Source organism: Parvularcula maris (assembly GCF_024505085.1).
Classification (GTDB): Bacteria; Pseudomonadota; Alphaproteobacteria; order Caulobacterales; family Parvularculaceae; genus Parvularcula; species Parvularcula maris.
Genome location: NZ_JANIBC010000003.1, coordinates 12944 through 26402, shown reverse-complemented (window position 1 = coordinate 26402; position 13459 = coordinate 12944). Strand labels below are relative to the sequence as shown.

12 protein-coding genes are annotated in these 13459 nt (G+C 63.5%); 9 read left to right on the top strand and 3 right to left on the bottom strand.

The features are described from left to right. The first annotated feature begins 233 nt into the window (after positions 1-233). The 7 genes from NOG11_RS05785 (at position 234) to NOG11_RS05755 (ending at position 8855) form a co-directional block, all read left to right on the top strand. Positions 234-2582, top strand: coding sequence for a TonB-dependent receptor (locus NOG11_RS05785; protein ID WP_256618758.1), 2349 nt, complete (start codon positions 234-236; stop codon positions 2580-2582). Between the two features lie 141 nt (positions 2583-2723). Further along, positions 2724-2993 carry a 30S ribosomal protein S15 gene (gene rpsO / locus NOG11_RS05780; protein WP_256619005.1) on the top strand — a complete coding sequence of 90 codons (270 nt, stop codon included), beginning with the start codon at positions 2724-2726 and terminating at the stop codon, positions 2991-2993. Positions 2994-3768: 775 nt separating this feature from the next. After that, positions 3769-5886 (top strand): polyribonucleotide nucleotidyltransferase, encoded by a 2118-nt coding sequence (gene pnp / locus NOG11_RS05775; RefSeq protein WP_370468235.1) that lies wholly within the window; start codon positions 3769-3771, stop codon positions 5884-5886. A 290-nt stretch (positions 5887-6176) separates the two neighbouring features. Next, the gene (locus NOG11_RS05770) at positions 6177-7088 is read left to right on the top strand and encodes an endonuclease/exonuclease/phosphatase family protein (protein WP_256618756.1); all 912 of its coding nucleotides are present in this window, start codon (positions 6177-6179) and stop codon (positions 7086-7088) included. A gap of 15 nt (positions 7089-7103) precedes the next feature. Beyond that, positions 7104-8030, top strand: coding sequence for an SPFH domain-containing protein (locus tag NOG11_RS05765; protein WP_256618755.1), 927 nt, complete (start codon positions 7104-7106; stop codon positions 8028-8030). Positions 8031-8033: 3 nt separating this feature from the next. Beyond that, positions 8034-8492, top strand: coding sequence for an NfeD family protein (locus NOG11_RS05760; protein ID WP_256618754.1), 459 nt, complete (start codon positions 8034-8036; stop codon positions 8490-8492). 105 nt (positions 8493-8597) lie between these two features. Beyond that, positions 8598-8855 (top strand): GlsB/YeaQ/YmgE family stress response membrane protein, encoded by a 258-nt coding sequence (locus NOG11_RS05755; protein WP_256618753.1) that lies wholly within the window; start codon positions 8598-8600, stop codon positions 8853-8855. 190 nt (positions 8856-9045) lie between these two features. Here the strand turns inward: NOG11_RS05755 and NOG11_RS05750 are convergent, their stop codons facing one another. Together NOG11_RS05750 and NOG11_RS05745 are read right to left on the bottom strand one after the other, a co-directional pair. Next, entirely contained in the window at positions 9046-9405 is a 360-nt protein-coding gene (locus tag NOG11_RS05750; protein WP_256618752.1) for a DUF2237 family protein, read from the bottom strand. Next, positions 9405-10931 (bottom strand): cryptochrome/photolyase family protein, encoded by a 1527-nt coding sequence (locus tag NOG11_RS05745; protein WP_256618751.1) that lies wholly within the window; start codon positions 10929-10931, stop codon positions 9405-9407. The genes NOG11_RS05750 and NOG11_RS05745 overlap by 1 nt, the downstream gene beginning before the upstream one ends. Before the next feature lie 184 nt (positions 10932-11115). On the opposite strand from NOG11_RS05745, the gene NOG11_RS05740 reads away from it, so the two are divergent. Next, entirely contained in the window at positions 11116-11448 is a 333-nt protein-coding gene (locus NOG11_RS05740; RefSeq protein WP_256618750.1) for a hypothetical protein, read from the top strand. Between the two features lie 134 nt (positions 11449-11582). On the opposite strand, the gene NOG11_RS05735 is transcribed toward NOG11_RS05740, so the two are convergent. Then, a complete protein-coding gene (locus tag NOG11_RS05735) occupies positions 11583-12803 on the bottom strand; it encodes an NADH-quinone oxidoreductase subunit D (protein WP_256618749.1) in 1221 nt (406 codons plus the stop codon). 196 nt (positions 12804-12999) lie between these two features. On the opposite strand from NOG11_RS05735, the gene NOG11_RS05730 reads away from it, so the two are divergent. Further along, on the top strand, positions 13000-13386 hold the full coding sequence (locus NOG11_RS05730; RefSeq protein WP_256618748.1) for a hypothetical protein: 387 nt from the start codon (positions 13000-13002) through the stop codon (positions 13384-13386). The last annotated feature ends 73 nt before the right edge of the window (positions 13387-13459 follow it).

Here is a 13459-nt window from a genome sequence, read left to right as displayed (position 1 = left end):
TTAACGCTTCCTGTCCCAGCTCAACCTTTCCGTGCGAAGAGTCCGGCATGACTGTGCCCGAACGGCAACAGTCGGGGTGCATTGGCAGCATGTGACACTGCGGCGGTAGAGGAGCACGCCATATCGGCGAGACACTGATGACGAACGCCCCAATCAGGGCGGGTAACGCCGGCGATGGCTGGTTCAGCCGCGCATCACTTTCGCGCTCTACGCTTAAGAGGGAAGGAACACCCATGTACTCGAACACGCGCCCCGCGACCCGCCTTCTGACGGGACTGTCTCTCCTGGCCCTCGCCGCCCCCGCCGCCGCCCTCGCCCAGGAAGATGAACCGCGCCCGCGCGGCGCCGTGGCGGACCTGACCGACGTCATCACCGTCACCGCCACCAAGAGCGCGGACCCCGAGGACGTGCAGGACGTGCCCGTGGCCGTCACCGCCTTCAACGACCGCACCCTGGACGCGCTGAACGTCCGTGCCCTGGACGATCTCAGCTTCTCCATGCCCAACGTCTCCCTCGACGATATCGGCACGGCGCGGGGCCAGGCGAACTTCTCCATCCGTGGGCTCGGGGTGAACAGCTCGATCGGCTCGATCGACCCGGCGGTGGGCGTCTTCGTCGACGGCGTCTATCTCGGCATCAACTCGGGCGTCGTCTTCGACATCTTCGACCTGGAGAGCGTCGAGGTGCTGCGCGGCCCGCAGGGCATCCTCTTTGGGCGGAACACCACTGGCGGCGCGGTCCTCATCAACACCGGCAACCCCACCGACGAGTTCCGGGCCAAGGCCAGCTACATCGCCGAGATCCCCGGCGGCGACGACCGCGGCGGGCTCAACCAGTACTTCATGGGCACGGTCTCCGGCCCGATCGTCGAGGGCAGGCTGAACGGCAAGTTCTCCGCCTACTACAACGACGACAACGGCTATTTCGAGAACCAATTCGATGGCGGCAATGTCGGCGCCGCCCGCACCGAGATCATCCGCGGGGCACTCGAGTGGATGGCGACGGACAACCTTACCTTCCTTGGCAAGGCGGAGAACTTCTCCACCCGCTCCGACGGCCCGGTCACCCAGAACCGCGGCGTCTTCGAGCGCGACACCTTTGATGTGTCCTTCGACGAGGTCGGCTTCGTCGACATCGACGCACGGACCTTCTCCCTGCGGACGGACTGGGAGCTGAACTTCGGCACCATCACCAACATCACCGGCTATCGCAGCTTCGACCAGCGGACGCTCGGCGATATCGACGGTCTGCCGGTCTTCATCTTCCACTCCCCCACCCAGACCGAGCAGGAGCAGATCTCCAACGAGCTGCGCTACGCGGGCACCTTCGGCAGTCTCGACGTCAAGGCCGGCTTCTTCTACTTCCACCAGGACATCGCGGTGAACGAGGACCGTTTCCTGCCCGGCGTCACGCCGATCACCTTCACCGGCGGCGGCAGCCAGGATCAGGACGTCTACGGCGTCTTCACCCAGCTCGACTACGCCCTCACCGACAAGCTGACCCTGACCGGCGGGCTGCGCTTCAGCTATGAGGAGAAGGATGTGGGGATCGCCTATGTCATTCCGCGCGTGCCGGGTTGCGACATCCTCGACGGCACCTGCCCAACCAATGACATCCTCTCCACCGGTTTCGAGGACGACGACGCCTGGCAGAACCTGTCCCCCAAAGTGGGCTTCCAGTTCACCCCGCGCGACGACGCACAGGTCTACGGCCACTGGACCCGTGCCTTCCGCTCGGGCGGCTACAACTTCCGCATCACGGACATCCCCAACTTCCTCGATCTCGTCATCGAGCAGGGCGAGATCGCAACCGACGAGGAGCAGGTGGACAGCTTCGAGCTCGGCGCCAAGGTGCAGACCCCCGACGGGCGCGGTCAGCTCAACGGTGCCCTCTTCTACACCAGCATCCAGGACCTTCAGCGCGAGGTGAACCTCTCCGACCCCGGTGCGGGGGTCAGTCAGCTCATCGCGAACACCGCCGATGCGAACATCTTCGGCGTCGAACTCGAAGCGCGCTACGCCCTGACGGAGACATTCTTGGTGCTGGGCAATCTTGGCTACATCAACGCCGACTACGAAGACGTGCGCTTCGACATCTCGTCCGACGGTGTTCTCGACGGCGAAGACGAGAACCTCGCCATTCCCCGCGTGCCCGAGCTCACCTACGGCGCGAGCGTGATCTGGGACCTGCCGCTGGGCGATCGCGGCAGTCTGACGAGCCGTGTCGCCTTCCAGCACCGCGACCGGTTCGCCTTCACCGACAACAATTTCGGCTTCATCCAGGAGGCCGACATGCTCGAGGTCAACCTCACCTGGCAGACGCCGGTGGAGGGGCTCTCGCTCTCCTTCTTCGGTGAGAACCTCCTCGACGAGGTCCAGGCCGGGGGCGACACCCAGATCCCCTTCGGCGGGGTGCCCGGCGTGAACGGTACGCCGGATACCGACAATCTGGGCAATGGCGGCGTCGCAGGCCCGAACTCGAACCTCTTCAACGACCCCTTCGACAACCAGCCCGCCTTCGGCACCCTCTCCCCGCTACAGCGAGGCCGGGTGTTCGGCTTCCAGGCGACGATTGAGTTCTAAAGCTCGTTCGATCGAAGGCCCGGCCACTAGGAGCCGAGCCTTTATCCTTGTCAGAAGTCGGCCCTTGCGCTACCGGCGCTTCTTCCGGCTGGACGGCGCCCTGGCTGGAGGCAACCGACATGGCGCATGGAGAAGAACGAGATGTCGATCACGGCAGAGCGTAAAGAAACGCTGCTCAAGGAATACGCCGTCAAGGACGGCGACACCGGCTCCCCCGAAGTGCAGGTCGCGATCCTCACCGAGCGGATCAACAACCTTACCGAGCACTTCAAGGAGCACAAGAAGGACAACCACTCCCGCCGCGGCCTCCTCAAGATGGTGAGCCACCGCCGGAAGCTCCTCGACTACGTCAAGGGCAAGGACGAAGAGCGCTATCAGGGCCTGATCAGCCGCCTCGGCCTGCGCCGCTAGTCTGCTCTGGGTACATCAGTTGCTAACGCCCGCTCGGTGACGAGCGGGCGTTTTGCTATGCGCCTTCGTTCGAAGAGCGAGATGTACTGCCGCCTGGGAGCGCCCTCAAACCCGAGAACCCATGGCGCGGTGGAACGCCGCAGTGCAAAAATACGCTCGCTCTCGGCCTTTTTTCGCAAAAGCCTTCTCTTTCAACCACCTGAAAGACCGAGCGTCTCTACCTCCATCCGGCCAACCCATTCAGGGTTGCCGAAGAGTATTACAGCAACCGCGAGACGGCACGGCGCCGTTAACCAAATGCTTGAACAGAGGGGGCAGAGAAAGGTAGCAGGTGCCGACCACGCCGAAGTTCGGGCAGAACAGCGTGATCGACACCTGAGCGGTACCGAGGTGTAGGCAGGCTCGGCACCATCATCACCGGTCGTCACCGGTGAAACTGAATTCGAGGGCTGGTGCGGCTAGTTCGATATCCTGCGCCGGTCCTTGAACTTTCAGTTAGAATGGTGCAACAAGATGGCAAGCTTTGCAGCGCTAAAGTTCTGCTTTCTTCTTCAAATCACTACACATTATCGTGATAGTTGTGACGAAACGTGATGTTGCAACGCAGATAGGGTAACTATCTAACAATATCAGTACTTCTCACGCTGGTCTTTCTCTCCCCGCTCTTGTTGCCAAGCCCCCCGGAAGCAGCCATGAGCCGCCAGTGCATCTGAAAGCACAATCCTGAAAGGCCCCGAGGCAATCCGGCCGGGGGCGCGAACAGAAACGAAGACACATGTTCCAAATCACCAAGAAAACCATGACCTGGGCCGGCCGCGAGCTGACCCTGGAGACGGGGCGCATCGCCCGCCAGGCTGACGGCGCCGTGCTGGCCACCTATGGCGAAACCACGGTCCTTGCGACCGTTGTCGGTCAGCGCGAGGCGAAGCCCGGCCAGGACTTCTTCCCCCTCACGGTCAACTACCAGGAGAAGGCCTACGCCGCGGGCCGCATCCCCGGCGGCTTCTTCAAGCGAGAGGGCCGTCCTTCCGAGAAAGAGACGCTGACCAGCCGTCTCATCGACCGCCCGATCCGCCCCCTCTTCGCCCCCGGCTTCAAGAACGAGGTCCAGGTCGTCCTCACCGTGATGACCCATGACCTCGAGAACGACCCCGATGTCGTGGCCATGGTCGCAGCCTCCGCGGCGCTGACCATCTCCGGCATCCCCTTCATGGGTCCGATCGGCGCCGCCCGCGTCGCCTATAAAGACGGCGGCTACATCGTGAACCCGCCGATCCCCGATATGGAGGACACCCAGCTCGACCTCGTCATGGCCGGCACGCAAGACGCCGTCATGATGGTGGAATCGGAAGCCAAAGAGCTCTCCGAGGACATCATGCTCGGCGCCGTGATGGAGGGCCACAAGGCCTCCCGCGAGGTCATCGACCTCATCATCGGTTTTGCCGAGGAGTGCGCCAAGGAGCCCTGGGACTACCAGCCCCCGGACCACTCCGACGTCATGCCCCGCGTCCGCGAAGCCGCCGAGAGCGGCCTGCGCGAAGCTTATCAGCTTACCGACAAGGTTCAGCGCGTCGCCAAACTGGGCGAGGTTAAATCCTCGGCGAAGGAGCAGCTCACCGGCGAGAACGCCTCCGACCCCCTCGACGGCCAGATCGTCGGCTCGCTGCTGAAGGAGCTCGAGAGCGAGATCGTCCGCGGCCAGGTGATCGAGACCGGCGGCCGTATCGACGGGCGCACCACCACCGACATCCGCCCGATCCTTGGCGAAGTCGGCATCCTGCCCAGGACCCACGGCTCGGCCCTCTTCACCCGCGGTGAGACCCAGGCCATCGTGGTCGCCACCCTCGGCACCTCGGACGACGAGCAGTTCATCGACGCCCTGGAAGGAACGTATAAAGAGAACTTCCTTCTCCACTACAACTTCCCGCCCTACTCCGTCGGTGAGACGGGCCGCATGGGCTCTCCGGGCCGCCGCGAGATCGGCCACGGCAAGCTGGCATGGCGCGCCGTCCGCGCGGTTCTTCCGAGCGCTGAGGAGTTCCCCTACGTGATCCGCCTCGTCTCGGAGATCACCGAGTCGAACGGCTCGTCCTCGATGGCCACAGTGTGCGGCTCCTCGCTCGCCATGATGGACGCGGGCGTCCCGCTCAAGCGCGCCGTCGCCGGTATCGCCATGGGTCTGATCCTCGAAGGCGACAAGCACGCCGTGCTCTCGGATATTCTGGGTGACGAGGACCATCTCGGCGATATGGACTTCAAGGTGGCCGGCACCTCCGAAGGCGTCACCAGCCTTCAGATGGATATCAAGGTCGCAGGCATCACCGAGGACATCATGAAGACCGCCCTCGCCCAGGCGAAGGACGGCCGGATGCACATCCTCGGCGAGATGAACAAGGCCCTCGGCGAGTCGCGTGACGACCTTGGCGAGTTCGCCCCGCGCATCGAGACCATGACCATCCCTAAAGAGAAGATCCGTGAAGTGATCGGCTCCGGCGGCAAGGTCATCCGCGAGATCGTGGACACCACCGGCGCCAAGGTGAACATCGACGACGAGGGCGTGATCAAGATCGCCTCCTCCGACAAGTCGCAGATCGACGCCGCCGTCAAATGGATCAAGTCGATCACGGACGAACCGGAAGTCGGCGAGATCTACCAGGGCAAGGTCGTCAAGACGATGGACTTCGGCGCCTTCGTCAACTTCTTCGGCGCCCGCGACGGCCTCGTTCACATCTCTCAGCTTGCGGAGAACCGCGTCGAGAAGACCACCGATGTCGTCAAGGAAGGCGACAGCGTCTGGGTCAAGCTCCTCGGCTTCGACGACCGCGGCAAGACCAAGCTCTCCATGAAGGTCGTCGACCAGGAGACCGGCAAGGAGATCGAGAAAGGCGAGTAAGGCTTTCTCTTCTTACGGAACGAATAAGGGGCATCCGGTTCGCCGGGTGCCCTTTTTCGTTGTGTGGGGGCTTAGAGGCGCCAAGCTCTACCTCTCCCGTTTACGGGAGAGGTCAAAGGCTGCGGTAGCAGACTTTAGGTGAGGGCCTCGGCGAAGCCGTGCCGCTTCGCTCTTTTGAGAAATTCGCTCAGAACCCCCTCACCCTCGGTCCCTCTCCCGTAAACGGGAGAGGGAGGCGCTAGCTGCAAGCGCCACTCCCCCAAACGCCCCAAGCCGCTATAGGCAAACCCATGCTTCTCACCGCAGCCGCCCTCCTCACCCTTGCTCTCCTTACCGGTGCGCTGTTCAGCCCCGCTCAGCTTCCCGAGCTCCTCCTCTCCCTCCGCCCCCAGCTCGCCTTCGCCCTCCTCATCACCGGCGGGCTCCTCATCCTTGAGCACCGCTTCGCTTCCGGCGCAGCCGCCATCGCCGTTGCGGCTCTCGCCCTTATCAGTGTCGGCAGGCACTACCGCGCCGCGCCCGCCCCCCTCGCCGATCCGCAGCTCACGGTGGTTCACATGAACCTCCTCAACCGGCAGGCCGTGCTGGACCGTGTCGCTGGCTGGGCAAAAAAGCAGCAGGCGGACATTCTCGTTACTGCAGAGAACGCCGACGGAACCCTGGCTGCTCCCATCGGATGGTTGGAGCTTGGCCCGGAAGAAGGCTGCATGCCCAACCGCGTCAGGGCCTATGTGAGGTCGACGGGCTTCACCTGCCGCGCGCTGGATACGAACGGCCGCAAACAGATCATCCTGTCGGCGGAAGAGGAGGTCGTTCACATCCAGTCCGTTCACACCGTCGCGCCTTTCCTGCCCGCGGGCACGGCTAGGCGCCGGGAGGATCTACGCTTCGCAGCTCAGATCGCGCGTCCCACCACCGTGCTCCTAGGCGACCTCAACCTCGTTCCGTGGTCGAAGGATACGCGCCAGCTCAGCCAGCGTGGATTCCGCCGGGTTCCCACGGGCAGGCAGGCCACCTGGGCCTGCCCTCTCCCCCTCATCGGTCTGCCCATCGACCATGTATGGGTGCGCGGCGAGGTTCCGGTTTCCGCGGAGCTAGGCCCCTGGCTCGGTTCCGATCACCGCCCGGTCCTCGTCAGGATCGGCGCTGCCGCCTCTTCAAACCGGTCCTCCGAGCCCCTACATAACAGAATGGAAAGCTGAAGAAGGAGCGCCCGTTTGGAGCTGTCATACATCGCCGTCGCCGTTCTCGTGGTCCTGGCCGTGCTCGTGGTCAGGTCGGTCATCATCATCGTGCCGCAGGGCTACAACTACACCGTCGAGAATTTCGGCCGCTACACCAAGACGCTTCAGTCGGGCCTGCACATCCTCGTCCCCTTCATTCAGCGGGTCGGCCGTAAGCTGAACATGATGGAGCAGGTGGTGGATGTCCCCGGCCAGGAGGTCATCACCCGCGACAACGCCATGGTGACCGCCGACGCCATCGCCTTCATCCAGATCATGGATGCGCCCAAGGCCGCCTACGAGGTGTCGAACCTCAATATGGCGATCGTCAACCTGGCGATGACGAACATCCGCTCGGTGATCGGCAATCTCGAGCTCGACGAGGTGCTCTCCAACCGCGACGAGATCAACTCGCGGCTCCTCATGGTGATTGACGCCGCCACCAACCCCTGGGGCGTCAAGGTCACGCGCGTCGAGATCAAGGACCTCACGCCCCCCGCCGACATCACCCAGGCCATGGCCCGCCAGATGAAAGCCGAGCGCGAGAAACGCGCGGAGGTGCTGCAGGCCGACGGTGAGCGTCAGGCCGCCATCCTACGCGCGGAAGGCGAGAAGCAGTCCGCCATCCTGGAGGCGGAGGGCCGCAAGCAGGCCGCCTTCGCCGACGCCGAAGCCCGCGAGCGCGAGGCGCAAGCCGAGGCGGAAGCCACGCGCATGGTCTCCGAAGCCATCGGCAAGGGCGACACCGGCGCCATCAACTACTTCATCGCCCAGGACTACATCAAAGCCTTCGAGCAGCTCGCCAAGGCACCGAACCAGAAGTTCGTGCTGCTGCCCACCGAGCTGACGAGCATCGCTAAAACTGTAGGCGGCATCGGCACGTTCCTGGCCGACCAGAAGGGCAAGAAGGAGGCGGAGTAGGCCATGCTAGAGTTCCTTCTCGACCCGCCCTTCTGGGCCTGGATCGCCCTCGCCGGTATCCTGCTGACGCTGGAAGTGATGACCGGGACCTTCGTTCTCCTCTGGCCCGCGGCGGGGGCAGGCCTCACGGGGCTCGCCACCATGGCGCCGATGACCCCGTCGGGGCCTGCCGAGTGGCTTCTCTTCGCCGTGCTGACCTTGGTGCTGACCCTCGCGGCGAGAGCCTTGGGTCTGAAGAGCAGCGCCGCACCGCAGGACGGTCGCGCCTTCAACTCGCCAGCCAGCCGTAAGGGGCAGACCGCCGTCGCGCTCACCGCCTTCGAAGGGGGCGTGGGCCGGGTGCGCCTCGGCGACACCGACTGGTCCGCCAGGCTCACCGAAGAGGGCACCGCTGCACCGGGAGAGCGCCTGGAAGTGGCCGGGAGCGACGGCAACCAGCTCCTGGTCACACGCAAGACTTGAATCAAAGGGAACTTTACTGTGAACGCGCGAACGTCGCACTTTCTTGCCCGTTAGTTCCCTCGAAGCGCCTGGGGTGTGCCTGGGCAGCGCTTGAAGGGAACTACCATGAACTGGATTGTTGCTATCATCGTTGGCGGTCTCGCAGGCTGGATCGCTGAGAAACTCATGAAGTCGAACATGGGCCTTCTCATGAACATCGTTCTCGGCATCGTCGGTGCCTTTGTCGCCAACCTGATCATGGCTGCGGCCGGTATCGCCATCGGCGGGATCGTCGGCTATCTGATCGCCGGTATTATCGGCGCCTGCTTGCTGATCTTCGTCGCTAGGCTGATCAAAGGTCGCGGCGCCACCCGCACCCACTAACGATCCATTCCGATCGCACGGCAGAAGGCGGCTCTCGGGCCGCCTTTTCGCTGTTTGCTTTCACCGTCATCCCGGAAAGCTGCAAGCTTATCCGGGACCCATGGACCTAAGTCCCGCAAGGTATGATCCGTACCGTCCATGGGTCCCGGCTCTCCGTCCTTACGGACTACGGCCGGGATGACGCTGGGCTTCACTGCAGCGCATGCGCCTTTAAGTCCGTCAGCTCCACAACCTCCAGGCACTTCTCATGACAGGCCTTGATCACCACCCGAGGCGCCTGCCCCGCCGCCCGTGCCTCTTCCCAGCGCGAGGCGCAGACGCACCAGCGATCGCCTGGCGCGAGCCCTGGAAAGCCGAACTCCGGCCTCGGCGTCGATAGGTCATTGCCCTGCTCTTTCGTATAGCGAAGAAACCCCTCATCCATCACCGCACAGACTGTATGGCTGCCCCGGTCTTGAGGCCCCGTCTCGCAGGAGCCGGAGCGCGTCCAGCCGGTCATCGGATCGCAGCCGCAGATGGCAAGCTCCTCGCCCAGAACGTTCTTCGCCATCAGCCTTCGATCCTTTTCACCAGCGCTGCCGCGCTCTCGCGCAGGGCGCGCTTCTCCTTCTCCTCCTTCTTGTCGAGGGTTCGGTACATCATCGCCATGCGCGGATTGCCGCGCAGCTTCTTCTCGTGCCGCATGAGAAAGTCCCAGTAGAGATAGTTGAACGGGCACGCCCCCTCTCCCGTCCGCTTACGGACGTCATAGCGGCAGGACTTGCAGTAGTTCGACATGCGGTTGATGTAGGCGCCTGACGAGGCATAGGGCTTGGAGCCCAAGACCCCTCCATCCGCCCACTGAGACATGCCGTGGGTGTTGGGAAGCTGCACCCACTCATAGGCGTCGGCATAGACGATCAGGTACCACTCGTTGATCTCGTCCGGCAGCACGCCGTAAATCAGCGCGAAATTGCCGGTGATCATCAGCCGCTGGATATGGTGCGCATAGGCGTTGTCTCGGGTGTTGCGCACACACTCGGCGATGCAGTGCATGTCTGTTTCGCCGGTCCAGTAGAAGTCCGGCAGCGGACGCTCCGCACCCAGCGCGTTGCGCTCTTTGTACTCCGGCATGTAGAGCCAGTAGACACCGCGGACATACTCGCGCCAGCCAATGATCTGGCGGATGAAGCCCTCCACCGCGTTGAGCGGCGCCTTGCCGGAACGGTAGCGCTCTTCGGCAGCCTGGCAGATCTCCAGCGGCGTCAGCAGTCCCGCATTGAGGTACACGGAGATAAGGGAGTGGTTGAGAAAGTCCTCCCCCGTGGCCATGGCGTCCTGGTAGTCGCCGTAGAGGCGCAGACTCTCGTCCAGGAACAGATCGAGGCGTTTGAGCGCCGCCGCCCGGTCGATGCCGTAGGCATACTGATGAAGTGTGCCGAAATGGTCGCCGAAGCGCTCCTCCACCAAATCTTTGACCTCATCGACGATCGGCCCTGCCACCACCTCGGGGTTCGCAGGCGCTGCGTAGTCCTTGGGCAGGGTCTTGCGATTCTCCGCATCGTAGTTCCACTGCCCGCCCACGGGTTCGTCCCCGTCCATCAGGAGCCCGGTCTTCTTGCGCATCTCGCGGTAGAAATACTCCATACGGAGCGTTCTTCGCCCGTCGGCCCAAGCACGGAACTCAGGCAGCGAGCAGATGAAGCGATCGTCGTCGCGGATGGTCACAGGCCGGTTCAGCTTCCGCCCCCAACCCTCCATATCGTCCGCCAGCCGCACCTCGCCGCAGGCGGTGGCGACCAGCTCCTCGACATCCTCCTCGGCGAATGCCCGCCGTACCTCACCGAAGATGCTGCCGCTGTTCTCCCCGCCGTCGAGCTTCACGTAGCGGACGTTGAACCCTTCGTCTCGAAGCTCCTCGGCAAAGCGGCGCATGGCGGAGAAGAGGAAGACGATCTTCTGCTTGTGGTGGCGCACATAGGTGGCCTCGTCATGGACCTCGGCCATCAGGATGATGTCGGCCTCAGGATCGGCACCGCGCAGCGCCGCCACCTCGCGGGTCAGCTGATCGGCCAGAACGAGACGCAAGACACCCATAGAACACTCCCTCTTCAAGCCTCTGGCTGTTTCCCGCCGTCATCCCGGAAGCCGAAGGCTATCCGGGATGACGGTGGCAGTCGGCTTTCATTCAACCCAAGACGTTATCTGGAGCGCAGGAAGAGAAAGCCGAGCGACACGGGCGCACAGCTCGTGTTAGGCGGGACGCAACAAGGGAGGCTTCATGGAAACCCAGCTCACCACCGTCCTGATCGCCGCTGCCGTGGTGATTGCAGGGACGTTCGTCCTGAAGAAGCTGCTGGGCAGCTTCGTGAAGCTAGTCGGCCTGATGGGGGTAGCGTTTATCGGGCGCCGCGAGGGCTTGGGCGCTGTAGGCTTCGATTGGGTGGAGGGCCAGGACCTCACCGTCATCGCCGCCTCGGCCTTTTTCGGACTGGTCGTCGGTTTCATCCTCAACGCCTTCATGTTCAAGGAGGACGGCTTCGGACGGCACTTCTTCGTGCCGCTGATCGCGGTCGCCTTCACCTATGTGGCGGCGCTGGTGATGCAGCTGTAGCTTCTCCATACCGTCTTCCCACGGTCGCGGAGCGATCCGTGGGACCCATCACCTAGGTTCAGACACGTTTGGGACGGTGGGAATTGGGTCCCATGGACATCGCTTCGCGCTACCATGGGAAACCGGGTTAGAAGCTACCGATCAATCTCGCCGAACACCACGTCGAGCGTGCCGATGATAGCCGAGACGTCGGCCAGCATGTGGCCCTTGTTCATCCAGTCCATGGCCTGGAGGTGGGCGTAACCCGGCGCGCGGATCTTGCAGCGGTAGGGGCGGTTGGAGCCGTCGGAGACGAGGTAGACGCCGAACTCGCCCTTGGGCGCCTCGACGGCCGTATACACCTCGCCAGCGGGAACCTTGGTGCCCTCGGTGTAGAGCTTGAAGTGATGGATTAGCGCCTCCATCGACTCCTTCATCTCGGCCCGGCGGGGCGGTGCGACCTTGCCGTCCTCGCTCATGACGGGGCCGGGCTCGAGCATCTCGATGCATTGGCGCATGATGCGGAGCGACTGCTTCATCTCCTCGATGCGCACCACATAGCGGTCGTAGCAGTCGCCGTTCTTGCCCAGCACGATGTCGAAATCGAGCTCGTCATAGATCTCGTAGGGCTGGGATTTGCGCAGGTCCCAGGGCACGCCTGAGCCGCGCAGCATGACGCCGGTGAAGCCCCAGTCCAGGGCCTCTTGCTTGCTGACCACGCCGATATCGACATTGCGCTGCTTGAAGATGCGGTTGTCGGTGATCAGCCCTTCGATCTCGTCGGAGACTTTAGGGAAGGTCTCGGTCCAGGCGTAGATGTCGTCGATCAGCTTCTGAGGCAGATCCTTGTGCACCCCGCCGACGCGAAAGTAGTTCGAGTGGAGCCTCGCGCCGCAGGCCCGCTCGTAGAAGGTCATCAGCTTCTCGCGCTCCTCGAACCCCCAGAGCGGCGGGGTCAGGGCGCCCACATCCATGGCCTGGGTGGTGACGTTGAGAAGGTGGCTGAGAATGCGCCCGATCTCGGAGTATAGGACGCGGATGATCTGGCCTCGGCGCGGCACCTCGCAGCCGAGCAGCTTCTCGGCGGCCAGCACGAAGGCGTGCTCCTGGTTCATCGGCGCGACGTAGTCGAGGCGGTCGAAATAGGGGATCGATTGCAGGTAGGTCTTGTGCTCGATCAGCTTCTCGGTGCCGCGGTGCAGGAGGCCGATATGGGGATCGACCCGCTCCACCACCTCGCCGTCGAGCTCGAGGACCAGGCGCAGCACGCCGTGGGCTGCGGGGTGCTGAGGCCCGAAATTGATGGTGAACGGGCGGTCGGCGCCCGCATCCGAGGGGCTGTCTTCAACGACGATGGTGCGTGATCCGTCGGCCATGGTTCTCTGTCTTCTGAAAGCTTTGCAGCATGTGCCCCGTAGGTCCTGATTGCGCAAGCCCGGTGAGGCGTTTGGGCGCTTCGTCCCAGCCCACGCCGCACCCTACCAGGTTGTCATGACGTCAACTCTTCGTGCTACTCAGAACGCCCGTGCCCCGCTCCCTGTCCGTGGATTGGTAACTCAACGGGAGACCCACATGGTTGACACAACCCGCCGCACTAACGATCCGGCCATCCGGACGCAGACGACGACCAACACCACCACCGCCGCCGGCACCACGACGAGTGCCCGCGCGAACGACTACCGCGACACGACGGCGACCCGGACCACCACCACGCCGACGAGCACCGTCAACAACGCTTCGGCCGCCAAGAAGGGTCTCACCATCGGTGTGCTCACCTTCCTCGCGCTGACCCTGTTCGACTGGCTGTCCGGCCCGTCCCTCTCGAGCCTCGAGGCGCTGACCTTCCTCGATGTCGTGATCTACGCCGTGGTCGGTGTGATCGTCGGCCTCGCCGTCAAGCTCATCGACCTCCAGCGTCAGAAGAGCCACCGGACCGATACGGCCACCCACCGGATCTAACGGTTCCGAACCTCGAACACAGAAAAGCCGCGGTAGCTAACGCTTCCGCGGCTTTTTGCTGTCCCGCCGATGT

Bases quoted from the DNA above. Each gene is read 5' to 3' on its own strand.
- NOG11_RS05730 (WP_256618748.1), top strand. From the start codon at position 13,000: ATGGTTGACACAACCCGCCGCACTAACGATCCGGCCATCCGGACGCAG.
- NOG11_RS05740 (WP_256618750.1), top strand. From the start codon at position 11,116: ATGGAAACCCAGCTCACCACCGTCCTGATCGCCGCTGCCGTGGTGATT.
- NOG11_RS05745 (WP_256618751.1), bottom strand. From the start codon at position 10,931: ATGGGTGTCTTGCGTCTCGTTCTGGCCGATCAGCTGACCCGCGAGGTG.
- NOG11_RS05750 (WP_256618752.1), bottom strand. From the start codon at position 9,405: ATGGCGAAGAACGTTCTGGGCGAGGAGCTTGCCATCTGCGGCTGCGAT.
- NOG11_RS05735 (WP_256618749.1), bottom strand. From the start codon at position 12,803: ATGGCCGACGGATCACGCACCATCGTCGTTGAAGACAGCCCCTCGGAT.
- NOG11_RS05760 (WP_256618754.1), top strand. From the start codon at position 8,034: ATGCTAGAGTTCCTTCTCGACCCGCCCTTCTGGGCCTGGATCGCCCTC.
- pnp (WP_370468235.1), top strand. From the start codon at position 3,769: ATGTTCCAAATCACCAAGAAAACCATGACCTGGGCCGGCCGCGAGCTG.
- NOG11_RS05755 (WP_256618753.1), top strand. From the start codon at position 8,598: ATGAACTGGATTGTTGCTATCATCGTTGGCGGTCTCGCAGGCTGGATC.
- NOG11_RS05785 (WP_256618758.1), top strand. From the start codon at position 234: ATGTACTCGAACACGCGCCCCGCGACCCGCCTTCTGACGGGACTGTCT.
- rpsO (WP_256619005.1), top strand. From the start codon at position 2,724: ATGTCGATCACGGCAGAGCGTAAAGAAACGCTGCTCAAGGAATACGCC.
- NOG11_RS05770 (WP_256618756.1), top strand. From the start codon at position 6,177: ATGCTTCTCACCGCAGCCGCCCTCCTCACCCTTGCTCTCCTTACCGGT.